At 49.1% G+C, this 23,606-nt stretch carries 15 protein-coding genes and 1 riboswitch; of the genes, 8 read left to right on the top strand and 7 right to left on the bottom strand.

Going from position 1 to position 23,606, the window contains the following annotated elements; translation table 11 throughout:
- Window positions 1–2: 2 nt before the first annotated feature.
- From H3001_RS03880 to lysS, 3 genes are all read right to left on the bottom strand, one after another.
- Window positions 3–1,352, bottom strand: coding sequence for a glucose-6-phosphate isomerase (locus tag H3001_RS03880; RefSeq protein ID WP_178243474.1), 1,350 nt, complete (start codon window positions 1,350–1,352; stop codon window positions 3–5).
- 12 nt (window positions 1,353–1,364) lie between these two features.
- Window positions 1,365–2,360 (bottom strand): NAD(P)H-dependent glycerol-3-phosphate dehydrogenase, encoded by a 996-nt coding sequence (locus tag H3001_RS03875; protein WP_178243475.1) that lies wholly within the window; start codon window positions 2,358–2,360, stop codon window positions 1,365–1,367.
- Window positions 2,361–2,456: 96 nt separating this feature from the next.
- Window positions 2,457–4,184 (bottom strand): lysine--tRNA ligase, encoded by a 1,728-nt coding sequence (gene lysS / locus H3001_RS03870; protein ID WP_178243476.1) that lies wholly within the window; start codon window positions 4,182–4,184, stop codon window positions 2,457–2,459.
- A 128-nt stretch (window positions 4,185–4,312) separates the two neighbouring features.
- Between lysS and H3001_RS03865 the strand changes: the two genes are divergently transcribed.
- Window positions 4,313–5,083, top strand: coding sequence for an amidohydrolase (locus tag H3001_RS03865; protein ID WP_178243477.1), 771 nt, complete (start codon window positions 4,313–4,315; stop codon window positions 5,081–5,083).
- A gap of 65 nt (window positions 5,084–5,148) precedes the next feature.
- On the opposite strand, the gene H3001_RS03860 is transcribed toward H3001_RS03865, so the two are convergent.
- Window positions 5,149–7,353, bottom strand: coding sequence for a sodium-translocating pyrophosphatase (locus H3001_RS03860; RefSeq protein WP_181214122.1), 2,205 nt, complete (start codon window positions 7,351–7,353; stop codon window positions 5,149–5,151).
- Between the two features lie 321 nt (window positions 7,354–7,674).
- Between H3001_RS03860 and H3001_RS03855 the strand changes: the two genes are divergently transcribed.
- The 6 genes from H3001_RS03855 (at window position 7,675) to H3001_RS03830 (ending at window position 17,301) form a co-directional block, all read left to right on the top strand.
- The gene (locus tag H3001_RS03855) at window positions 7,675–9,942 is read left to right on the top strand and encodes an aconitate hydratase (RefSeq protein WP_181214121.1); all 2,268 of its coding nucleotides are present in this window, start codon (window positions 7,675–7,677) and stop codon (window positions 9,940–9,942) included.
- A 54-nt stretch (window positions 9,943–9,996) separates the two neighbouring features.
- Window positions 9,997–11,271: an NADP-dependent isocitrate dehydrogenase gene (gene icd, locus H3001_RS03850; protein WP_262890845.1), complete on the top strand. Its 1,275-nt coding sequence runs from the start codon at window positions 9,997–9,999 to the stop codon at window positions 11,269–11,271.
- A gap of 18 nt (window positions 11,272–11,289) precedes the next feature.
- Entirely contained in the window at window positions 11,290–12,630 is a 1,341-nt protein-coding gene (locus tag H3001_RS03845) for a citrate/2-methylcitrate synthase (RefSeq protein ID WP_178243480.1), read from the top strand.
- Between the two features lie 271 nt (window positions 12,631–12,901).
- Window positions 12,902–13,103: riboswitch (cobalamin riboswitch) on the top strand.
- A gap of 383 nt (window positions 13,104–13,486) precedes the next feature.
- Window positions 13,487–14,515, top strand: coding sequence for a PKD domain-containing protein (locus H3001_RS03840; RefSeq protein ID WP_181214120.1), 1,029 nt, complete (start codon window positions 13,487–13,489; stop codon window positions 14,513–14,515).
- Window positions 14,516–14,564: 49 nt separating this feature from the next.
- Window positions 14,565–15,983: a DUF5074 domain-containing protein gene (locus tag H3001_RS03835; RefSeq protein WP_246368461.1), complete on the top strand. Its 1,419-nt coding sequence runs from the start codon at window positions 14,565–14,567 to the stop codon at window positions 15,981–15,983.
- A gap of 43 nt (window positions 15,984–16,026) precedes the next feature.
- Entirely contained in the window at window positions 16,027–17,301 is a 1,275-nt protein-coding gene (locus H3001_RS03830; protein WP_178243483.1) for a DUF5074 domain-containing protein, read from the top strand.
- Window positions 17,302–17,652: 351 nt separating this feature from the next.
- Here the strand turns inward: H3001_RS03830 and folB are convergent, their stop codons facing one another.
- The gene (gene folB / locus H3001_RS03825) at window positions 17,653–18,030 is read right to left on the bottom strand and encodes a dihydroneopterin aldolase (protein WP_246368459.1); all 378 of its coding nucleotides are present in this window, start codon (window positions 18,028–18,030) and stop codon (window positions 17,653–17,655) included.
- A gap of 118 nt (window positions 18,031–18,148) precedes the next feature.
- Complete coding sequence (locus tag H3001_RS03820) at window positions 18,149–20,692, bottom strand: adenosylcobalamin-dependent ribonucleoside-diphosphate reductase (RefSeq protein WP_178243484.1); 2,544 nt, start codon at window positions 20,690–20,692, stop codon at window positions 18,149–18,151.
- A gap of 383 nt (window positions 20,693–21,075) precedes the next feature.
- Between H3001_RS03820 and H3001_RS03815 the strand changes: the two genes are divergently transcribed.
- Entirely contained in the window at window positions 21,076–21,819 is a 744-nt protein-coding gene (locus H3001_RS03815) for an NADPH-dependent oxidoreductase (RefSeq protein ID WP_178243485.1), read from the top strand.
- A gap of 172 nt (window positions 21,820–21,991) precedes the next feature.
- Here the strand turns inward: H3001_RS03815 and dnaA are convergent, their stop codons facing one another.
- Entirely contained in the window at window positions 21,992–23,401 is a 1,410-nt protein-coding gene (gene dnaA / locus H3001_RS03810; protein WP_178243486.1) for a chromosomal replication initiator protein DnaA, read from the bottom strand.
- Window positions 23,402–23,606 lie beyond the last annotated feature (205 nt).

Genomic DNA, 23,606 nt, shown 5'->3' with positions numbered 1-23,606 from the left:
GTTTATTTCTTCAATCTTTCCTGAATGGCTTTAGATGCTTCTTCGTATCCCGGCTTGTTCAGCAAAGCAAACATGTTTTTCTTGTATGCTTCTACACCCGGCTGGTTGAACGGATTGATTTCAAGCAGGTAGCCGCTGATACCGCAAGCCTTCTCGAAGAAATAAATCAACTGGCCCAGGTAATATTCGTTCAAGGCAGGAACGCTGACACGCATGTTAGGTACTCCACCGTCTACGTGAGCCAGCTGTGTACCCAGTTCGGCCATCTTGTTGACTTCGTCTACGCGTTTTCCGGCGAGGAAGTTCAGACCGTCCAGATTTTCTTCATCCGACGGAACTCTCAGTTCGTGAGCCGGATTTTCTACTGAAATCACGGTTTCGTAGATGGTGCGTTCGCCTTGCTGAATCCACTGACCCATTGAGTGAAGGTCGGTTGAGAAGTCGACTGAGCTTGGGTAGATACCTTTTCCGTCCTTACCTTCTGATTCGCCGTAAAGCTGTTTCCACCATTCCATGAAGTAGTGCAGTTTAGGCTGGAAGTTCACCAGGATTTCTATCTTCTTACCGTTGCGGTACAGTTCGTTGCGGGTTGCAGCGTAGAGGGCTGCCGGATTTTCTGCCAGGTTTTCATTGGCACAAACTTCTTCCATCTTGCGTGCACCGGCTACCAGCTGGTCGATATCGATTCCGGCTACTGCGATAGGCAGCAGACCTACAGGAGTCAGCACAGAGAAACGTCCGCCTACGTTGTCGGGGATGATGAATGATTTGTATCCTTCCTTGTCGGCAGTTACGCGTGCGGCACCTTTCTTGGCATCGGTAACCGCTACGATTACCTTGCGGGCCATTTCCTTGCCGCGCTGTTCTTCACACTGTTTCTTCAACAGACGGAAAGCCAGTGCAGTTTCAGTGGTAGTTCCCGATTTGGAAATGTTGATGACACCGAATTTCTTGTCTTTGAGGAAAGTGGTCAGCTCATAGAGATAATCTTCTCCGATATTGTGTCCTGCAAACAGAATGGTCGGTTCTCCGGCTTTCTTTTCCTGCAGCCATGCGAAGCTGTTTGACATCGCTTCGATTACGGCACGGGCTCCCAGGTAGCTTCCGCCGATACCGGCAACCACTACTACTTCGCAGTTTTCACGAAGTGTCTGTGCAGTAGCTTTCAGGTCATCAAGATGTGCCTGAGTAATGGAAGAAGGAAGATGCAGCCATCCCAGGAAGTCGTTACCGGCTCCGGTACCTTTTTCCAGTGTTTCCATGCAGGCTTTTACCTTGCTTTCATAAGCGTTCACTTGTTCCTTGGAAATGAAATCCAGGGTTTTTTCAATGTTCAGTGCAATATTTTCCATGACATTTTGGGTTTATCTGAATGAATCAGTTAATAATTTAATTTCTATCATCGGTGAGATGCGTTCGTACAGAATGTTGTATACCGCATCTACGATAGGCATGTTGACATGCAAATGGCGGTTGAGCTCCTTGATGCACTTGGTGCCGTAATATCCTTCTGCAATCATTTCCATCTCCACTTGGGCGCTTTTTACCGAATATCCTTTGCCGATCATGGTGCCGAATACACGGTTGCGGCTGAAGTTGGAATAGGAAGTAACCAGCAGGTCGCCCAGATAGGCTGAATCGTTGGTACACCGGTTCAGCGGGTGAACGGTTTCCAGGAAGCGGTTCATCTCTTTCAGGGCATTGGATACCAGTACGGCCTGGAAGTTGTCTCCGTATTTCAGGCCGCTGCATATTCCGGCAGCAATGGCATATACGTTCTTCAGTACCGAAGCGTATTCAATACCTGCCACATCGGTGGTGACAGAAGTCTTGATATAGTGTCCGGAGAGCTGGCGTGCGAACATCTTGGCTTTCTCAATGTCCTTGCAGCCGACGGTCAGATACGACAGACGCTCCAATGCCACTTCCTCTGCGTGGCAGGGACCGGCCAGTACGGCAATGTTTTCTTCGGGTACATCGTAGACTTTGTGGAAATAATCGGATACGATCAAATTTTCATCAGGAACAATGCCTTTGATTGCTGTTATGATAAACTTATCCTTCAGCTTTGTCTTTAGCTTTTTGAGGTGACTTTTCAGATAGGGCGAAGGGGTGACGAAAATCAGGGTATCTGATTCCCGGACCACCTTGTTGATGTCCGATGAAAAGTTGATACACTCCATGTTGAAGCGTACGCTAGTCAGATAAGCCGGATTGTGCCCCAGACGCCGGAATTCTTCTATCCGGTCATCGCGGCGCATATACCAGTTTATGGAGTCGGCTTGTGACAGGACAATCTTGGCGATTGCCGTAGCCCAGCTTCCTCCCCCCATAATTGCTATTTTTCCAGGTAGTTTCATGATTATCAATTAAAAACTAAAAATTAAAAACTAAAAACTAAAAGCTTCGTTCTGCACGGAGAAGCTTTTAATTTTTAATTTTTAATTTCTAATTGATTAAATTTTCTGTATCCATTCCGCCACTTCGTTGACGCTAGGATTTGTCAGTTCTAATTTATACTTCTTGTTCACTCCGCAGATGTCTTGGTGTAATTTCTGTGGGTTGACATCTTTCATGTCTGAAACCAGATTGTATCCGGCTTTCTGGATAACCGGTACCCACTCTTCGGCGATACCCAGTTCCATGAATTTGGCAGGAGCGTCTTTCGGAATCACTTTTTCCGGACGCATCTGCGGGAAGAACAATACTTCCTGGATGGTGCTCTGACCTGTCATCAGCATGACCAGACGGTCCATACCGATACCCATACCTGAAGTAGGAGGCATACCGTATTCGAGGGCACGTACGAAGTCCTTGTCGATGATCATGGCTTCATCGTCTCCCTTTTCGCTCAGACGCATCTGTTCTTCAAAGCGTTCCAGCTGGTCGATCGGGTCGTTCAGCTCAGAGTAAGCGTTACATAATTCTTTTCCGTTGACCATCAGCTCGAAACGTTCTGTCAGTTCCGGGTTGTTGCGGTGACGCTTGGTCAGCGGTGACATTTCAATCGGATAGTCGGTGATGAAGGTCGGCTGGATGTAGTTGCCTTCGCAGAATTCGCCGAAGATTTCGTCGATCAGCTTGCCCTTACCCATGGTCTCGTCGATTTCCATGTTCAGTTTCAGGCAGACTTCACGGATCTGGTCTTCGTTCATTCCTGTCAGGTCGTAACCGGTGAATTCCTTGATGGAGTCGAGCATGGTTACGCGTTTGAACGGAGCCTTGAAGTTGATCAGGTGGTCTCCTACCTGTACTTCAGTCGTACCGTTTACGTCCATACAGATTTTTTCAATCATGTTTTCTGTAAACTTCATCATCCAGTTGTAGTCCTTGTAGGCTACGTAGATTTCCATGCAGGTGAACTCCGGATTGTGGGTACGGTCCATACCTTCGTTACGGAAGTTCTTTCCGATTTCGTACACACCTTCGAAACCACCTACAATCAGTCGTTTCAGGTACAGCTCGCTGGCGATACGCATGTAGAGAGGTATATCCAGTGCGTTGTGGTGCGTGATGAACGGACGGGCTGCCGCACCTCCGGCGATTGACTGGAGGATAGGAGTTTCCACTTCGATGTATCCTTTTGAGTTGAAATACTCACGCATGGAGTTGTATACTTTGTTGCGCTTCAGGAAGATATCCTTCACACCGTCGTTCACTACCAGGTCGACGTAACGCTGACGGTAGCGCAATTCTGGATCTTCGAACTTGTCATAAGCCACACCGTCCTTGTATTTTACGATAGGCAGCGGCTTGATAGACTTTGAAAGGACGGTCAACTTCTTTGCATGGATAGAAATTTCGCCCATTTGAGTGCGGAATACAAAACCTTCGATACCGATGAAGTCACCCAGGTCAAGCAGGCGCTTGAAGACTACGTTGTACAAGTCTTTGTTTTCATCCGGACAGATATCATCGCGTGTAATGTATACCTGAATACGTCCTTTTGAGTCCTGTAACTCAACGAAAGAAGCTTTACCCATTACACGACGTGACATGATACGTCCTGCAACCGAAACTTTGCGTGGTTCTGCCTCGTCGTCTTTGAATTCTGCCTTGATGTCTGTCGAAAAGGCATTGGTTACATACTCGGCAGCAGGGTAGGGATCAATGCCCATTGCTCTCATTTCATTCAGACTGTTGCGTCTGATTATTTCCTGTTCACTTAGTTCTAATACGTTCATTTGTTGATACATTAACTCAATTTCGCTACAAAAATAGGAAAGATTTTGCAAACTTCCTCTTACTTAGGCTACTTTTATTATCTTTGTCTGACGATTTATGTGTGGATTTTTTATGAAAGGGAGGTGGAATGAGAACTGTTATTTTGCAGACGGATATTGTCTGGGGGGATGCGGAAGCGAACCGCCGGAACCTGACGGAACTGATCGGGTCGTACGAGGGAGTGGACCTGTTCGTCCTGCCTGAAATGTTTGCTACCGGCTTTGGATTTCCTCCGCAGCAGGTGGCTGAGCCTGAGGTGGGAGGACCGACGCTGGAGTGGATGAGGCGGATGGCACAGGAAGGGAATTGTGCCGTAGCGGGCAGTGTGGCTGTACGGACCGCTTCGGATACGTTCCGGAACCGGTTTTATTTTGTGTTCCCGGACGGGAATGTGGAGTATTATGATAAGCGGCATCTGTTTGCGTTCGGGGGTGAACACCTGGAGTATACTCCGGGCGACCGCCGGGTAATTGTGACATATAAGGGTTTTCGGATCCTGTTGCAGGTTTGCTACGACCTGCGTTTTCCGGTCTGGATGCGCAACCGCAATGATTATGATATGATGCTGTTTGTGGCCAACTGGCCTGTAGGTAGGCGGGCTGTGTGGGATGTCCTGCTTCAGGCAAGGGCCATCGAGAATCAGTGTTATGTGTTAGGGGTCAACCGGGTAGGAACGGATCCGGTGGCGACTTACAACGGAGGAAGTATCATCCTGAACGCCTATGGGAAGACGGTGGCTGCCTGTGAGGAGGGAGCAGTGTGTGGAGCGGAAGTGGTGCTGGAACTGGAACCGCTGCTGAATTTCCGGCGTCGTTTTCCGGTACTGGAAGACAGGGATGGTTTCGAAATTAAGGTATAATCAGCAGTATAATTATAAGTAAGGCTGTCCCATTTTTTTGTGGGACAGCCTTGTTTTTTATACAATCAGAACAAGCTCCATGAAACGGTGAGTCCGGCCATTACGATGGCTACCATACTCATGAGTTTAATCAGGATGTTCAGGCTCGGGCCGGAGGTGTCCTTGAACGGGTCGCCTACGGTATCTCCTACGACGGCTGCACGGTGTACTTCACTGCCTTTTCCGCCGAAATTACCTTCTTCTACGTATTTCTTTGCATTGTCCCAGGCACCTCCTGCATTGGCCATGAAGATAGCCAGTACGAATCCCGATGACAGACCACCGATGAGCAGTCCGATAACTCCCGGAACTCCGAAAAGCAGACCGGTTACAATCGGTGCTATAATAGCGAGCAGCGAAGGGAATACCATTTCACGCTGTGCTCCCTGTGTGGAGATTTGCACGCAGCGTGCATAGTCGGGTTCTGCTTTTCCTTCGAGGATTCCTTTGATTTCACGGAACTGTCGGCGCACTTCTTCTACCATGCTTCCGGCGGCACGGCCCACTGCATTCATGGTCAGTCCGCAGAACAGGAAGGCCATCATACTGCCGACAAACATACCCGAAAGTACTTTGGGGTTCATCAAGGTAACGTCATAGAACATAATGAAATCGGTAAAACTGGCTTCGTGGATGGCTACGCTGATGCCGTTGGGCAGTTCCAGTACGGTATTTCCCAACCGCTCCAGTCCGATACGGATTTCTTCGATATAAGAAGCCAGCAGGGCCAGTCCTGTCAGGGCTGCCGAACCGATGGCAAAGCCTTTTCCGGTAGCAGCTGTAGTATTTCCCAGTGAATCGAGGGCATCGGTACGCTTACGCACTTCCGCACCCAGTCCGCTCATTTCTGCATTTCCACCCGCATTGTCGGCAATCGGTCCATAGGCGTCAGTGGCCAGTGTGATTCCCAGCGTGGAAAGCATACCTACCGCGGCAATGCCGATACCGTACAGACCTATGCCTATGTTGCTGAAATCGAAACCGGAAGCCAGCCAGTAAGAAAGGATAATGCCGGCTACCACGGCTATCACCGGAATAGTGGTTGAAATCATTCCCAGTCCGATACCCGAGATGATGACAGTGGCAGGACCGGTTTTACCGCTTTCCGAAAGTTTCTGTGTGGGGCGGTACGACTGTGAAGTATAATATTCGGTCGATTGTCCGATGATGATGCCTACGGCCAGTCCTACGACCACGGCAAACGCAATGTTGACCCAGTTGGTCAGCTGCAGCAGCCACAGGATGAAGAAAGTGGCAATGACGATGAGCACCGAACTCAGGTTGGTACCTCTGGCAAGTGCCTGCAGCAATTCTTTCATGCCTGCACTTTCTTTGGTGCGGACCGTAAAAATACCGATGATGGAGAGTACAATGCCCACTGCGGCAATCAGCATGGGGGCAATGACTGCCTTGAACTGCATCTCTGTGTTGCCCGTACCGATGAAGGCTGCAGCTCCCAGAGCAGCGGTGGCCAGGATAGAACCACAGTACGATTCGTACAGGTCGGCACCCATTCCGGCTACGTCTCCTACGTTGTCTCCTACGTTATCGGCTATGGTTGCCGGATTTCTCGGGTCGTCTTCCGGGATACCTGCTTCCACCTTTCCTACCAGGTCGGCACCTACGTCAGCCGCTTTGGTATAGATACCTCCTCCCACACGGGCGAAGAGTGCCTGAGTAGATGCTCCCATGCCAAATGTCAGCATGGTGGTAGTGATGATGCACAGTTTGGCAGTCGGATTCATGGCATCGGCCGGTATACAGTAGTCCAGCAGCAAATACCAGAAAGAGATATCCAGCAATCCCAGACCTACCACTACCAGTCCCATGACGGCTCCACTCCGGAAGGCTACCTTAAGTCCTTTGTTGAGCGAGGTGCGTGCCGCGTTCGCCGTGCGTGCCGAAGCATATGTGGCTGTTTTCATGCCCAGAAAACCGGATAAACCGGAGAAGAATCCGCCCGTCAGGAAGGCTACCGGTACCCAGGGGTTCTGCAGATTGAATCCGTATGCCATGACCGAAAACAGAATCACCAGTCCGATAAATACCATTGTCACTACCTTATATTGCTGCTTAAGGTACGACATGGCCCCTTTTCGCACATGCGACGCAATTCGTTTCATGGTGTCGGTGCCTTCGCTTTCGCGCATCATTTGCTTGTAGAAGTATCCTGCCAGGATTAGTGCCAGAAGAGAGGCGGCAGGAACCAGCCAGAAGAGATGTGTTTCCATATATTTAAGATTTAGATTAGATGTGTCTGGTCCCGGACATTAAGGACGGGAAAAGCAATCCCTTTCCGAAAAACGGGGCTTTCGGAAAGAGTCATATCCAGTCCTGTCCTGTATCCCACAAATATAGGAAAAATCTTGATTAAAACAAGGTTTACAGTTGGCAACTTCCTGCTGACAGTGAATGGATAAAAATGTTTTAAAGTGTGATATTTATGTAAAAAATCGAATTAAACTATCAAAATGAGTATAAATATTGTTATATTGTGGTTGTATTAGCATGATATTCGTTATATTTGTGATAAATGTAAAATTGAACAGACTATGGTATATGATATGAATATGTTGCAGCAGTTTTATGCGGCCTATGCCGGTAAAACAGGAGCTGTCCGCCGCTGCCTGGGGAGACCGCTCACGCTGGCGGAGAAAATACTCTACAGCCACCTTTATGAGCCTTCTTCCGTGAAAGCATTCCGGAGAGGGGAGGATTATGTCGACTTCCGTCCCGACCGGGTAGCCATGCAGGATGCTACGGCACAGATGGCCCTGCTGCAGTTTATGAATGCCGGAAAGAAAACCTCGGCAGTACCGGTTACGATACATTGTGACCACCTGATTCAGGCTTTCAAGGGAGCGGAGACCGATTTGCCCGTAGCCTGCAAGACAAATAAGGAGGTATATGATTTTCTGAAAAGCGTGGCTTCCCATTACGGACTGGGATTCTGGCAACCGGGAGCGGGTATCATCCATCAGGTGGTATTGGAAAATTACGCTTTCCCGGGAGGTATGATGGTGGGTACGGATTCTCATACTCCGAATGCAGGCGGTCTGGGCATGATTGCCATCGGAGTCGGTGGAGCCGATGCGGTGGATGTCATGACCGGAATGGAATGGGAATTGAAGATGCCCCGCCTGATTGGGGTACATCTAAAAGGAAGACTGAACGGATGGGCTGCTCCGAAGGATGTGATACTGAAACTGGCCGGACTGCTGACCGTAAAAGGGGGAACGAATGCCATCATCGAGTACTTTGGTGAAGGGGCAGCTTCTCTTTCGGCTACGGGAAAGGCTACAATCTGCAATATGGGTGCGGAGGTAGGAGCGACTACGTCATTGTTCCCTTATGACGAGGAAATGGCGGCTTATCTGTGTGCGACCGGCAGGGAGAAAGTGGCTGCATTGGCCTCTGAGGTGGCTGCCGACCTGAAGGCGGATCCGGAGGTGTATGCGCAGCCCGAACAATATTACGACCGGGTGATTGAGATTGACCTCTCGGCTTTGGAACCTTATCTGAACGGTCCTTTCACACCTGATGCGGCCTGCCCATTGTCGGAATTTGCGGCAAAAGTAAAGGCGAACGGGTATCCCCGTCGCATGGAGGTCGGACTCATCGGTTCTTGCACCAACTCGTCTTATCAGGATTTGAGTCGTGCGGCTTCGCTGGTCCGTCAGTTGAAGGATAAGGGACTGAAGATGGCTTCTCCTCTGTTGGTGAATCCGGGGTCGGAACAGGTGTACTGCACTGCCGTCCGTGACGGAATGATAGCCGATTTCAAGGCAGCGGGAGCAACCATAATGGCCAATGCCTGCGGACCGTGCATCGGTCAGTGGAAACGGGAGACGGATGATCCGCTCCGGCCTAACTCCATCGTGACTTCCTTCAACCGGAATTTTGCCAAACGGGCCGACGGAAATCCCAATACGCATGCCTTTGTGGCTTCACCGGAAATAGCGACAGCCCTGGCCATTGCCGGCGACCTGTGTTTCAATCCGATGACCGATACGCTGAGAAACGAGCGGGGTGAGGAGGTCAGACTGGATCCTCCTGTGGGCGACAAGCTTCCTCCGAAGGGATTTACGGTAGGCGATAACGGTTATCTGGCTCCTCCGGCCAGTGGAGAAGAGGTGGAAGTGGTCATCGATCCACAGTCGGAACGTTTGCAGAAACTGGAGCCTTTCGCACCCTGGGACGGTAAGAACCTTATCGATATGCCGCTGCTGATCAAGACGAAGGGCAAGTGCACTACCGACCATATTTCCATGGCTGGACCGTGGCTGCGTTTCCGCGGACATCTGGAAAATATCTCGGAGAACATGCTGATGGGAGCGGTGAATGCCTTCAACGGAGAAACCAACTGTGTGTGGAATGCCCAGGATGGCCGTTATGAGACGGTGTCGGGTACGGCCAAGGCGTATAAGCGGGCCGGTCTGTATTCGGTGGTAGTGGCAGAGGAAAATTACGGAGAAGGCTCCAGTCGCGAACATGCGGCCATGGAACCCCGTTTCCTGAATGTGCGGGTGGTACTGGCAAAGAGTTTTGCCCGTATTCACGAGACCAACTTGAAGAAGCAGGGAATGCTGGCATTGACATTTGCCTGCAAGGACGATTATGACAAGGTACAGGAACACGACCTGATTTCGGTGCTTGGACTGGATACGTTCGCTCCCGAAAGTCGGCTGAAGGTCTTGCTGAAACATTCGGACGGATCGGAAGACTGCATTGAGGTACAGCATACCTATAATGAAATGCAGATTGGATGGTTCCGTGCAGGTTCTGCACTGAATACCTTGAGCCGCAAATCGCTGTCGTAATCATCGTGGATTGTTTGAATCGCAAGTTTTCAATAGGATAATATAACTAAAATTTTGGAGGAAAGAATAATGAGTAAAGCATACATGAAAGAGGGAAAACTGGTAGTGCCCTCATGTGTTACCATTCCATTTATTGAAGGCGACGGGGTCGGTGCGGAACTGACACCGGCTTGTCAGAAGATTGTGAACGAGGCTGTGAAACTGGCTTATAAAGGCGAGCGTTCCATTGAGTGGATGGAGGTCTTGGCAGGAGAGAAAGCTTACAAGCAGACGGGAGAATGGCTTCCTGAAGCTACGATGGAGGCTTTCCGCGAATACCTGATAGGTATCAAGGGACCGCTGACGACTCCGGTAGGCGGGGGAATCCGTTCGCTGAATGTGGCTTTGCGCCAGACACTCGACCTGTATGTCTGTCTGCGTCCGGTACGCTGGTTCAAGGGAGTGGTTTCTCCGTTGAAAGATCCGCAGAAGGTCGACATGCACATCTTCCGTGAGAATACAGAAGACATTTATGCCGGAATCGAATGGGAACAGGGAACGCCGGAAGCACAGAAGTTTTACGCGTTTCTGAGGGATGAGATGGGAGTGAAGAAGGTGCGCTTCCCCGAGACCTCTTCTTTCGGTGTCAAGCCGGTTTCGGTAGAAGGTACACAGCGTCTGGTGCGTGCGGCCATTGAATATGCCTTGCAGCATCACCTTCCGTCAGTGACTCTGGTGCATAAAGGGAATATCATGAAATATACGGAAGGTGGTTTCAAACGCTGGGGATATGAGGTGGCAGAGAAAGAGTTTGCAGAACAGACCTTTACCATGAATTATTACCAGCAGTTGAAGAAGGAACTGGGGGAGGAGTCGGCAAAGGCGGCTCTGGCAGAGGCTTCCAACAAAGGCAAACTGATTGTGAAAGACTGCATTGCCGATGCCTTCCTGCAGAACACATTGTTGAATCCGGAGGACTATTCGGTGATTGCTACGCTCAATCTGAACGGCGATTATGTGTCCGACCAGCTGGCAGCCATGGTAGGCGGTATCGGTATTGCACCGGGGGCCAACATCAATTATCATACCGGGCATGCCATTTTTGAGGCTACGCACGGTACGGCTCCTGACATTGCCGGAAAGAATATGGCCAACCCCTGCTCGCTGCTGCTTTCATCGGTGATGATGCTGGAGTATATGGGATGGAACGAGGCTGCGGCATTGATTGTGGCGGCACTGGAAGAATCGTTTGCTGCAGGAGAAGCTACTGTCGATCTGGCTCGCTTCATGCCCGACGGTACTCCTCTGGGAACGGAAGAATTCGCACAGAGAATTGTGGAACGTCTTTAACCGTAAAAGTAAATTGCCATGAAAAAGGAATATATCGTATATAAACTTTCGGAATGTGCCAAGCAGGCCTGCCGTATCGACAATGAATTGTTCTCTAAGTTTAATGTGAAAAGAGGACTCCGCAATGAAGACGGTACCGGTGTGCTGGTGGGACTGACAAAGATAGGTAATGTAGTGGGATATGAGCGGACGGCCGAGGGCCTGAAGCCTATTCCCGGAAAGTTGTTTTACCGCGGCTATGACCTGGATGACATTGCTCATGCCCTCCTGAAAGAGAAGCGCTTCGGCTTTGAGGAGGTGGCTTACCTGCTGCTTTCCGGTGAACTGCCCGACAGTGAGCAGCTGGCTTCGTTCAAGGAACTGATCAATGACAATATGCCTCTGGACAAGAAGACTACGATGAACATCATCGACCTTGAGGGACAGAACATCATGAACATTCTGGCGCGCAGTGTACTCGAAATGTATACTTTCGACCCGAATCCGGATGATATCTCCCGCGATAACCTGATGAGGCAGTCCATCGAACTGATATCCAAGTTCCCTACCATCATTGCGTATGCGTACAACATTTACCGTCACAGTACGCACGGACGTTCCCTGCATATCCGTCACCCGGATGAGAGTCTGTCGCTGGCAGAGAACTTCCTTTATATGATTAAAAAGGATTATACGCCGCTGGAGGCACGGATGCTTGACCTGCTGCTGGTGCTTCAGGCCGAGCATGGTGGAGGTAACAACTCCACCTTCACGGTCAGGGTGACCAGTTCCACGCGTACCGATACGTATTCCAGCATTGCAGCCGGCATCGGTTCCTTGAAGGGGCCTCTTCACGGAGGTGCCAACATTCAGGTGGTGAAGATGTTCCATCACCTCAAGGAAGTCATTTCCGACTGGACCAACGTGGATGAGATAGATACGTACCTTACCCGCATGCTCAACAAGGAGGCGTACGACGGCAGCGGACTGATTTACGGAATCGGACATGCTGTATATACGATATCCGACCCGCGTGCCGTCCTCCTGAAGGAACTGGCGAGCGAACTGGTGGCCGAAAAGGGTTGTGAGAAGGAGTTTGCCTTCCTGGAATTGCTGGAACAGCGGGCCATCGCTTGCTTCAAGAAGGTGAAAGGAACCCGGAAGCAGGTTTGCTCGAATGTGGATTTCTATTCGGGCTTCATCTACGAGATGATGGGCCTGCCTCATGAAATCTATACCCCTCTGTTTGCGATGGCGCGCATTGTGGGATGGACGGCTCACCGCATTGAGGAACTGAATTTTGAAGGACGGAGAATCATTCGTCCGGCTTATAAGAATGTACTCGAGGAGGTGGAATATACTCCGATCGGCGACAGATAAGGTCGCGGATATACGGTACGGACGGGCAGTCGCTGCGGTGCGTACAGGGGAAGCGGGTAGACCGAAGGGTGTGGAATCAGGCACCTGCGGTCTGCCCGCTTTTCTTGTATGCGCAGGTCCGGTCGCCGTTCGCAGGGGAGGATTTTTCTTCTTTTTCGGGGATATTCCAGCGGTTTCAGTAACCGGTTGAGGATTAAAATCTTTCGAATTTTATATAAAATGCATAAATAAAATATATAGTGCATTTTTTTGCCAATCAATCCATTTGTATTACCTTTACGTCCGAAATGGTGTTCGGGTGTCTGTTCAGACACTCGGATGAAAAGGGAATCAGGTGAAAGTCCTGAACAGTCCCGCTGCTGTAAGCTCCATTCAACCTGTTGGAAAAAGCTCATGCCACTGATAACTGAACATATCGGGAAGGTTCCAAGAGGGGAGTAAGTCAGAAGACCTGCCATTGTACAAGTTTATCGCACTCGAGGGATTAGGCGCTTAAACAGATTTTATTTTCAACTTTATCAGGTAAGAGAATAAGGTGCGGCGGAGGAAACTTTGCCCGCATCCGGAAGTGTATCCTTAGTGGGCTTCTGTGCTTTCCCGACAGTGGAAGGCGGGGAGTAGGCAGGTACGGAATCCTGCACCGGATTTTGGCTGATGAACCGGAAATCCGGAACCATAAGCGGAATGTTTATGTGGACTGCCGCGACGGGAGGTACTTCGGAATTTGTTTTTTCTACTGTCCGGGCGTTGTGCCGGACCGGAGGTTGCGCGATGCGTAGCTGTCCGGCACCGGAGTGTCAACAGGTGTGATAAACCGGCCGAGGAGTTTTTTTATCATAAATAGAGACAAAAAAGTATGGAAAAACAAAGATTGTTTTGTGCAGCTTACTGCTTGGGCACTACCTTGCTATTAGGAGGGGGGCTGGTTTCCTGCAGTGAGGGAGGTAATGCTCCTGAGGGCGATTCACAGCCGACTCCTTATATTACGAAGGTGTTGGAGTTTGTACCTGCTCCCGGACAGTTTGTGAATGCCTTGCCGGCTTTCAGTGAGGGTGATTCTCAGGAAACGATGAATCAGAAGGTACTGGAACTGATCGGCCATAACAAGCGGGGGCTTGTTTCGTTGGGTGGATATGGCGGATACGTGATTGTAGGCTTCGACCATACCATCGAGAATAAGGCCGGAAAGCCGGATTTCAGGGTGCTGGGCAATGCCTTCAACGGAAATTCGTCGGCTGCAGCCAGCGGAAAGGCGCAGGGGGGCAGCTACGAACCGGGAATCATCCGGGTGGCGTACGACAAGAACAAGAATGGCAGACCCGACTCGGATGAGTGGTTTGAGATTCAGGGAAGTGCTCATAAGGCAGGACATACGGAAGCGTGGTACGAGGAGGCAAAGGAGGTCGGTAATGACATGCATTTCTACTCTGATTATGAGATTACTTATTACCGTCCGTCGGGAGAGCCTTCTTCGGCTGAGGATAAGGAACGTTATATCCGCTGGACAGACAATAAGGGCGGCGAAGGCTATCTGCCGAAGAACGTCTATCATAACCAGCCTTACTTCCCGCAGTGGGTGACTGCCGACCGGATTACGTTCAGAGGGGCACGCCTGCCGCAGAATGCAGTCAACAAGGGTACGGAAGACCAACCGTATTTCGTACTTTTTCCGTTCTCGCAGGGATATGCCGACAATGCCATCAACGATTCGGAGGGGGCATGCATTGACATAGACTGGGCCATAGATGCTGCCGGACAGCCGGCCGACTTGCCCGGAGTGGATTTTATTCAGATTTATACAGGTGTGAATCAAATAAATGGATGGTTGGGTGAATGTTCTACCGAGGTTATGGGAGTAGAGGACCTTCATCTGCTTGGAAAATAAACAACTTAACTAAATTACAGTAATTATGAAATCGGTAACTTTTTTTAGAATGAAAAGCATCTGTGCTGTCATGCTGGTTGCGCTGGCAGTGCTGGTAGGCAGTTGTAGCAAGGAAAACGGAGGAACCGTCGGTTTGCCGGGTTCTTTCAAGTGGATCACTGAAATTAATTCCGAACAGCCGGTATTCGTGGCTGTGGATACGCCGTTGAAACTGGAGTATGCCGTTGAGAATGTGAAATCGGTCACTGTAGGTGAATTGCCGCAGGGATGGACGGCTACGGTGGATGAGGCTGCCGGAAGTGTCACGCTGACAGCTACGGCTCAGGCGGAGCAGAAGGTGAATGTACAGGTAAAGGTTCTGGGAGCAGACGATAAGGAAGTGGTAGAGAGCGTTGCGCTTTATTGCTTGAATTCGTTTGATAATCCGAAGGGAACTTTTGTGCTGAACGAAGGTAATATGACTACGGAGAACGGTTCGCTGACCTATATTACCCCCGAAGGTTACGTGATTGGAGATGCCTATAAGGCTGTAAACGGTACGGAACTGGGTAATGTGGCCCAGGATATGGCATTCTGCAATGGCAAGATTTATGTCATCACTCAAAACGGTGACCAGAATCCGGTAGGTACCAGATTTGAAAATGACGGAATGCTGGTGGTGATGAATGCCAAAACCTTAAAGAAGGAGGTGGCACTGAGTAAGACGGAGCTTTCCGATCTTGACTGGCCTACACACATCGCCGTACTCGATGACCAGCATATTTATATCAGAGACAATGCGATGGTTCGTCGTCTGGATCTGGAAACCAAGACTTTGTATCCCGTGTCAGGAACAAACAAAGCTCCCAAGAGTCAGTTTTTGGTAACCAATGGAAAAGTATATACTTACAAGGCAGGAATCATTTCCGGACTTCTTGAAATTTCTGCCGACAATGATGCTGCGAAGTCTATTCTTTTTCCTTTCAAGTTGACTTACCAGATCAACAGTGTGTTAGGAATGAAGGCTGCCGATAATGGAGAATTCTGGGTAATGGGATTTGGTTTCGGAGAGACCTCTATCGGTAAGTTTAATCCGACTACGAAGAAGATGACTCAGAAACAGATCGGAGTGAAACCGTTTGTGGGAGCTTCGGGAGTGACTTTTGCCAATAAGGGAAATAAGCTGTATTATGCCGACGGTACGACTATTTACTGTCTGAATTTTGATGCTGCCGAAGGAGAAGAGGCTGAATCTGTAGTCACCGACCTGAATAATATTGACGTGAATGCGGGCATGCTGTATAACGGTATTTCGGCACATCCTGTAACGGGACTGATATATATCAATACCATCAAGGGTTTTGCACAGTTTACACAGAATCAGATCTGGGCATTCGACTTCGATGCGAATACGGAAGAGCCTGTGGCAAAATACGAGAATTATACTCACTTCCCGGTTGGTTTCTTCTTCTATCCGGAAGCGAAATAAGGAGGCATTGTATCTTGTGTATTAACGATAAATGAAGACGGTTATGAGAAAAATATGGAATCTGGCGATACTGATATTTGCAGGTGTTTCACTGTTGTCTTCCTGTTCCACTAAGGTGGAGGATAATCCAGAAGGGAATCCTTCAACGGGATCGGAAGATGTATGGGGCAAGACTTGGGACGGTTATGGACGTCCGGAGGGTGTGTTGATTCTGAACCAGGGGGCACGCCTGGTGAACAACAGTTCGCTGACTTACATCGCTCCCGACGGTACCATCGAGGAGAATGTATACCGCAAGGTCAATGGTACGCCGTTTGGCAATGAGGCACAGGACATGTGGATGTACAACGGTAAACTTTATATCTTGAGCAACGGAATCTACAGTCCCAACGGGGAGGTAAGCGACGGAGAACTGGTTATCGCCGACGCAGTGACGCTGAAGCTTGAGAAGGCTTATAAGATGAAAGACCTGCTCTTCAAGCGCCCGGAAGGAAGTCTGGATGAGAAGGAATGGCTGCCGCTGATGACTCCGTTCGATAATATAGCGGTGCTCGATGAAAAGAATATTTTCCTGTCGGAGGGACAGGGGCTTTTCCGTTTCGACAGTACTACCGGTGAACTGAACATCGTGGAGGGAGGTTATCACTTCGGAAATCAGGGAAATACGATTGAAGAGGTGGCTTCTACCCGGGGTATTCTCCGTATCGGAGATCACTTGTACTGCGGTGGAGGCGGTTTCTGGGCTTCTACCCGTCTGCTGGAGCTGTCGAAGGGAAAGAATGAGGTAACCCGTGTGTTGCCGGACCTGCGGGGGGATTTCATCAGCGGTATCTGTCAGACCGGGGAACATGAAGTGATGCTGGCAACCTGTGGCCGTGGAGGTACGACCAACAGTTACCTGTATTTTGTCGATGTCGAGAAATGGGAAGTTACGAAGATGAAGTCCATCAAGGAGGATATTTCTGCGGAATTCTTCAATACTTCGGGTATTTCACTGGCCGGTGACTATATTTATTATGCTGCCGGAAAAACGACAATCAAGCGCTTGTCATTGAAAACCTGGAAGAGTGAGACCTATATTGACGTTGCCAAGGATGCTCCTAATGGAAAGTACCTGAACTGTAACGTCATGGCCGTTCCTTCGAATCAGTATGTGTATGTGGCCGTTTCGGATAAATACTATGAATCGATTAAGGCCGACAACAATTATCTGCTGATTTATGACTGCAGCGGCGACGAGCCGGTTCTGGTGAAGAACATTGTCAATAAGACAGACAATCCGATCGGTATCTTCCCGATGAGCAAGTTTTACCGGTAAAAGAAACTGGTAAGAATAACCTTATCAAGGAAGTACGATAGGGTTTGAAAAGAGATTGCAAGGCGTTGGAAAAAACGTTGCCTTGCAATCTCTTTTTTTATGCAGCAGGGTATATAGGATGTTTCACCCTGCTGATTGAATAATCAGCAACGCTGATTATTGAAACGACGATGTAATCCGGATAATTTGCGCAGTGGTTTATCAAAAAGAAACTGCCCGACTTGCTTATCCTTCGTGGTGGAAAACAAAAAAGTCGGGCAGTTTCAAAATTATTTTTGCATGAGCGGCTGACCTGAAAGGCGGGAAGGCCGGGAATTCTTCCGAAGTCCCTTTCATTTTCCCGAAGACGGTTCAGGATTTCCGCTGGTAAGTCGCTTCTACTCCAGTCTGCTGGCAGTCGGCTCCCATGGGAGGATTCTGCTTGTAGACGGCAATCCGGACTTCCTCTACTGTCGGAAAGTCGTGCAGCAGTCGCTGTGCAATGCGTCCGGCCACGTGCTCCAGCAGTTTGGAGGGAATCATCATCTCCGCTTTTACGGCCTGGAAGACCTCTCCGTAATTGACCGTTCCTTCCAGTTCATCGGTTTCGGCGGCCTGTGAGAAATCCGTTTTCAGCCGCAGGTCGACGGAGTATTCTGCTCCTACCCGGTGTTCCTGGTCGAACACACCGTGGTATGCATAAAACTTCAACCCTTTGAGGTGAATGTACATATTCTGAGGATGTGACATAATCATAAGGTGTTATGTGTGAGAAAAACAAATGCCTTGCCCTTTGGATATCGGACAAGGCATTTTATATGAATTCGTTGATCAGTCTCTGTAGTTGACAGGAATGTTCCGTCCGGCATTATCCGCAGCGTGAAGAACCGCAAGTCTTACAGATGAGGCATCCCTCCTGGTAAACCAGGGTCTCGTGTCCGCAGTTGGGACACTTGCCTGCAGCGGCTGTACCGTCCTGTACGTATTTCTTCAGGGCTCTGGCCACACCGTTTTTCCAGGTATTGATGTTCTCGCTGTCCAATTGCAGTGAGTCAACCAGCTTCAGTACCTGGTCGATCGGCATTCTCCATCTCAAGACTCCCGAAATCAGCTTGGCATAGTTCCAGTACTCCTTGTTGAACTTCTCTGAAAGGCCTTCGACAGTCATCTTATAACCTCTCTTGTTCTCGAACTGGAAGTCGTACCGCTTGTTGCCCTCTTCATCATAGTTCTTGATGATGCGTCCGGTAGTCACCGACTTAGGCAGCAGGATACCTTCTTCGTCGTCCTGCAGACCGGTAAAGATTTCGTACGGATGTCCGTCCAGCAATCCGACAAAGGCTACCCATTTTTCCTTGTTGTTCTGGAAACGCACTACATCGGCCTCCAGTACACGAGGACGGACCTCTACTACCTGTGGCGGCTTGCAGTTGCATTCCTTTTCGCTCTTGTTGTCGCTCTTCTTCTGGGTAGTGATCAGTACGCCGGCACGTGAACCGTCACGGTAAACCGTACATCCCTTACAGCCAGAACGCCATGCCTCTACATACAGACGGTTCACCAGGTCTTCGTCTACGTTGTTCGGCAGGTTGATGGTCACACTGATAGAGTGGTCCACCCATTTCTGGATACGTCCCTGCATCTTGACCTTCATCAGCCAGTCTACGTCGTTCGAAGTGGCTTTGTGGTAAGGCGATTTGGCTACCAGGTCGTCGATTTCTTCCTGAGTATATCTCCGGGTTGAATCATATCCGTTGGCTTCCATCCAGGTAAGGAACTTGTGATGGAAGACAGTATATTCTTCGAATGAATCACCGGTTTCATCCACGAAGTCCACATGTACATTGGCATCGTTCGGATTTACCTTGCGGCGACGCTTGTATACCGGCATGAATACCGGTTCGATACCCGATGTGGTCTGAGTCATCAGACTGGTGGTTCCTGTAGGAGCGATGGTCAGACACGCAATGTTGCGCCGGCCGTATTTCTTCATTTCCTCATACAGTTCAGGATCTGCTTCGCGCAGGCGGTTGATGAACGGGTTGTTGGCTTCGCGTGCCGCATCGTATATTTCGAAGGCACCGCGTTCCTTAGCCATGCAGACAGACGAACGGTAAGCCTCGATGGCAATGGTACGGTGTACCTTTTCTGAGAAATCAGTGGCTTCTTCTGTACCGTAGCGCAGTCCCATTGCAGCCAGCATGTCTCCTTCGGCCGTGATACCTACACCGGTACGTCTTCCCAGTCCTGATTTGCGGTAAATCTTTTCCCACAAGTGGCGCTCTGTTCCTTTTACCTCGTCGCTTTCCGGGTCGCTGTCAATCTTTTCCATGATCTTCTCGATTTTTTCGAGTTCCAGATCGATGATGTCGTCCATGATACGCTGTGCCAGCGCCACGTGCTTCTTGAACAGGTCGAAATCGAAATAGGCTTCCGGAGTAAACGGATTGACTACATACGAATACAGGTTGATGGCCAGCAGACGGCAAGAGTCGTACGGACACAACGGAATTTCACCGCACGGGTTGGTCGATACGGTACGGAATCCCAGGTCGGCATAACAGTCGGGAACGGATTCGCGCAGAATGGTATCCCAGAACAATACGCCCGGTTCGGCCGACTTCCATGCATTGTGTACGATTTTCTTCCACAAGGCAGAAGCATTCACTTCCTTGGTGTACATCGGATGGTCAGAGTCGATCGGGAACTGCTGGGTATACATGCGGTTTTCTACAGCCGCCTGCATGAACTCGTCGTCGAGCTTCACAGAAACGTTGGCACCGGTAACCTTTCCTTCGGTCATCTTGGCGTCAATGAACGATTCTGAGTCAGGGTGTTTGATGGATACGCTCAACATCAAGGCACCGCGTCGTCCGTCCTGTGCCACTTCACGGGTTGAGTTAGAGTAGCGTTCCATGAAAGGAACCAGTCCGGTAGAAGTCAGTGCGGAGTTTTTCACTGGAGAACCTTTCGGGCGGATGTGTGAGAGGTCGTGTCCGACACCTCCGCGGCGTTTCATCAGCTGTACCTGCTCCTCGTCGATACGGATGATGGCACCGTACGAGTCGGCGGCACCGTCCAGACCGATTACAAAACAGTTGGACAATGAAGCAATCTGGAAGTCATTTCCAATACCGGTCATCGGACTTCCCTGAGGAACGATGTATTTGAAATGATCGAACAGGTCGAAGAGTTCTTTCGAACTGAGCGGGTTCGGATATTTGTCTTCGATACGGGCTACTTCATTAGCTATACGCCAATGCATGTCTTCTGGTGATTTCTCGTAGATGTTTCCAAAAGAGTCTTTTACTGCATATTTGTTGACCCATACGCGGGCAGCAAGTTCGTCTCCGTTGAAATACTGTAACGATGCCTTATAAGCGTCATCATAGCTGTAGGTTTGCTTTTCCACTTTCGTATAATAATTAGTTTGTTATTTCTGTTTAATATAATATTGTTATATCTGTTAAATAAAGTAGTAGAAGTTGGGTTTATTAATAACAAACTGGTGCAAATCTATAGATGTTTTCCGAATTGGCAAAATAAATAGTGGAAAAGTTATCAACAGTTTTGTGAAGTTTTCCAAAACGGAAAACCAATCTGTTTATTATCAGTTGCTTATCTGTTTGGAGGGGTGAACAAAGTTTTCCGTTTTGAAAAACTTGTGTTCACTTGTTCCTTTCGGGGTAAGCCGAATGCAGCAGGTTTTCCGTACAGGGAAAACTTTCGGATTTTATCCGTTTATTAAGAATATTGCTTATCTTTGTATAAATGGTTAACTTATAAAACACGTTTATGGACTCAATAAAAAACAGGAGAACAATCCGGAAATATACCCAGCAGGATATTCCGGCCGATTTGTTGAACGGTTTGCTGGAAGAGGCCTTCCGGGCTTCGACAATGGGCAATATGCAATTGTACAGTGTGGTTGTGACACGCGATGCGGAGATGAAGCAGAAGCTGGCTCCGGCTCATTTCAACCAGCCGATGGTGACCTCGGCTCCGGTGGTGCTGACTTTCTGTGCCGATTTCAACCGTTTCAGCAAATGGTGCCGCATGCGTAAGGCAGAGCCGGGGTACGACAATCCGATTTCCTTCTTGAATGCCGCCAGTGATACCTTGCTGGTTACCCAGAATTTCTGTACCCTGGCCGAAGCGCACGGACTGGGCATCTGTTACCTGGGAACTACGGTTTACAACCCGGATCAGATTGTGGATATCCTGCACTTGCCGGAACTGGTGATGCCGATTGCCACGATTACCGTGGGATATCCGGATGAATGTCCTCCACAGCCCGACAGATTACCGGTAAGCGGTATTGTGCACGAGGAAGTATATCACGATTATTCGGAAAAGGATATCGATGAGATTTATGCCTATAAGGAAGGGCTTCCGGAAAACAAGCATTTTGTGGAAATCAATCATACGGAGACCCTGGCGCAGATCTTTACGGACATCCGTTACAAGAAGACGGACAATGAGGTAATGTCTGAGCGTCTGAAGGCAGTGCTGAAGAGGCAGGGATTCCGGAAAGAATAAAATGGCTGAGGCCGTCCCGAAAAGAGCGAGCCGCATCTACCACTGAATGTGGATGCGGCTCGCTCTTTTATTTTATCTTTCCGTTTTATTTTATTTTCCGTCGCAGGTCGCTCTGCTTCCCGTACTGAAGAGCAGGGAAAGAAAGGACCGGTACACCGGTGTCGGTAACGGATTATTTCTGTCTCAGGCTGATTTCGATTTCCTCGATTTCAGATTTGAAAGCCTTGTCGACTTCCACCTGGTCTTTGACAATCTTGCATGCATGCAATACCGTTGCGTGGTCTTTGTTGCCAATCAGCTGACCGATTTTTGAAGAAGAAGCATCGGTATGTTTTTTGGCCAGATACATGGCCACCTGACGTACCTGCACCACCTCTCTTTTGCGTGTCTTGGTGTGGATGGTCGAAGTTTCCACCTTGTAGTGACTGCACACCTTCTCGATGATGTCGTTTACGGTCAGCGGCTTTACCTCTGCACAGCGTACAGCCTGGCGTACGATGCGCTGGGCCAGTTCCAGGTCGATTTCCCGCTTGAGCTGGATGGAGTAGACCAGCAGCGAGTTTACGATACCCTCCAGTTCACGGACACTTTCATTGACACTTTCGGCAATGTAGCAGATCACCGATTCCGGAATAATCAGACCGTCGCGGCGGATCTTGTTGCGGAGAATGTTCTTTCTCAGTTCGATATCCGGCTTTTCCAGTTCGGCCACCAGCCCCCATTTGAATCGGGTCAGCAAGCGGTCTTCCATACCCTGCAGCATGACAGGAGCACGGTCGGAAGTCAGAATCAGCTGCTTGCCGTTCTGATGCAGGTGGTTGAATATGTGGAAGAAGGTATTCTGTGTCTTGGTAACCCCGGCAAACTCCTGAATATCATCAATAATCAGCACGTCAATGGTCTGATAGAAACTGATGAAGTCATTGAAGTGGTTGGTACGTACCGAGTCGGTATACTGCACCTGAAACAGGTGTGCAGATACATACAATACACGCTTTTCGGGATACAGTTCCTTGATGCGCGTACCGATGGCATTGATCAGGTGCGTCTTTCCCACACCCGACGGTCCGTACAGAAACAGCGGGTTGAACGTACGGGCCGGATTCTGTGCTACTGTTTCGGCTACCGTGCGTGAAAACTCGTTGCTGCTTCCTTTGATGAAGTTATCGAAATTGTAGTTGGGATTCAAGTGCGGGTCCAGGTCCTGAACGGCAGGGGCCTTCAGGAGGTTCGGACTTTTGTTCGCATTGTGTATGGACGTCTGAGGCGGCAGTGCATTCGAATGCTCTGTCCCCTTGATATCCATTGCTATCCGGTTAGTCTTATCTGTCAGGATGGAATACATCAGCTCCGTGCCTTCTCCGATTTCTTTGAAAATGGCAGCACGCAGCAATCCCACGTACTTGTCTTCCAGATATTCATAGAAGAAAGGACTTGGAACCCCGATAGTCAAGGCTTTATTTTCGTATTTTAGTGGTACGATTGGCTCGAACCATGTCTTAAAGGCTGTCGTATTTACGTTGTCCTTGATGAAATTGAGGCAACGATTCCATAATACAATAGCCTGATTGTTTTCAATCATATTTAATTTGTTATTAATAAAGCGAAACTTCTACTGCTGCAAATTTCGGAATCTATTTTTAGAAAAACAAATCGATTTTCTCTTGCTTTTTTGATTTTTTATGTAATGTTCTGTGATTCAGATGTTTCTACAGTGTTAAATAAATTGTTAAATTATGGTATGGGAGCGATTGCAAGATTTTGTGTTTCAACTTATTACACTGCAA

The organism is Phocaeicola faecicola (assembly GCF_013618865.1).
In the GTDB taxonomy this organism is placed as follows: Bacteria; Bacteroidota; Bacteroidia; order Bacteroidales; family Bacteroidaceae; genus Phocaeicola; species Phocaeicola faecicola.
Note: the sequence above shows the minus strand (reverse complement) of the source record. Positions and strands in the feature narration are given on the sequence as shown.

Excerpts from the sequence above, each read along its gene's own strand:
- H3001_RS03880 (WP_178243474.1), bottom strand. The coding sequence starts at position 1,352 with ATGGAAAATATTGCACTGAACATTGAAAAAACCCTGGATTTCATTTCC.
- H3001_RS03875 (WP_178243475.1), bottom strand. The coding sequence starts at position 2,360 with ATGAAACTACCTGGAAAAATAGCAATTATGGGGGGAGGAAGCTGGGCT.
- lysS (WP_178243476.1), bottom strand. The coding sequence starts at position 4,184 with ATGAACGTATTAGAACTAAGTGAACAGGAAATAATCAGACGCAACAGT.
- H3001_RS03865 (WP_178243477.1), top strand. The coding sequence starts at position 4,313 with ATGAGAACTGTTATTTTGCAGACGGATATTGTCTGGGGGGATGCGGAA.
- H3001_RS03860 (WP_181214122.1), bottom strand. The coding sequence starts at position 7,353 with ATGGAAACACATCTCTTCTGGCTGGTTCCTGCCGCCTCTCTTCTGGCA.
- H3001_RS03855 (WP_181214121.1), top strand. The coding sequence starts at position 7,675 with ATGGTATATGATATGAATATGTTGCAGCAGTTTTATGCGGCCTATGCC.
- H3001_RS03845 (WP_178243480.1), top strand. The coding sequence starts at position 11,290 with ATGAAAAAGGAATATATCGTATATAAACTTTCGGAATGTGCCAAGCAG.
- H3001_RS03840 (WP_181214120.1), top strand. The coding sequence starts at position 13,487 with ATGGAAAAACAAAGATTGTTTTGTGCAGCTTACTGCTTGGGCACTACC.
- H3001_RS03835 (WP_246368461.1), top strand. The coding sequence starts at position 14,565 with ATGAAAAGCATCTGTGCTGTCATGCTGGTTGCGCTGGCAGTGCTGGTA.
- H3001_RS03830 (WP_178243483.1), top strand. The coding sequence starts at position 16,027 with ATGAGAAAAATATGGAATCTGGCGATACTGATATTTGCAGGTGTTTCA.
- folB (WP_246368459.1), bottom strand. The coding sequence starts at position 18,030 with ATGTCACATCCTCAGAATATGTACATTCACCTCAAAGGGTTGAAGTTT.
- H3001_RS03815 (WP_178243485.1), top strand. The coding sequence starts at position 21,076 with ATGGACTCAATAAAAAACAGGAGAACAATCCGGAAATATACCCAGCAG.
- dnaA (WP_178243486.1), bottom strand. The coding sequence starts at position 23,401 with ATGATTGAAAACAATCAGGCTATTGTATTATGGAATCGTTGCCTCAAT.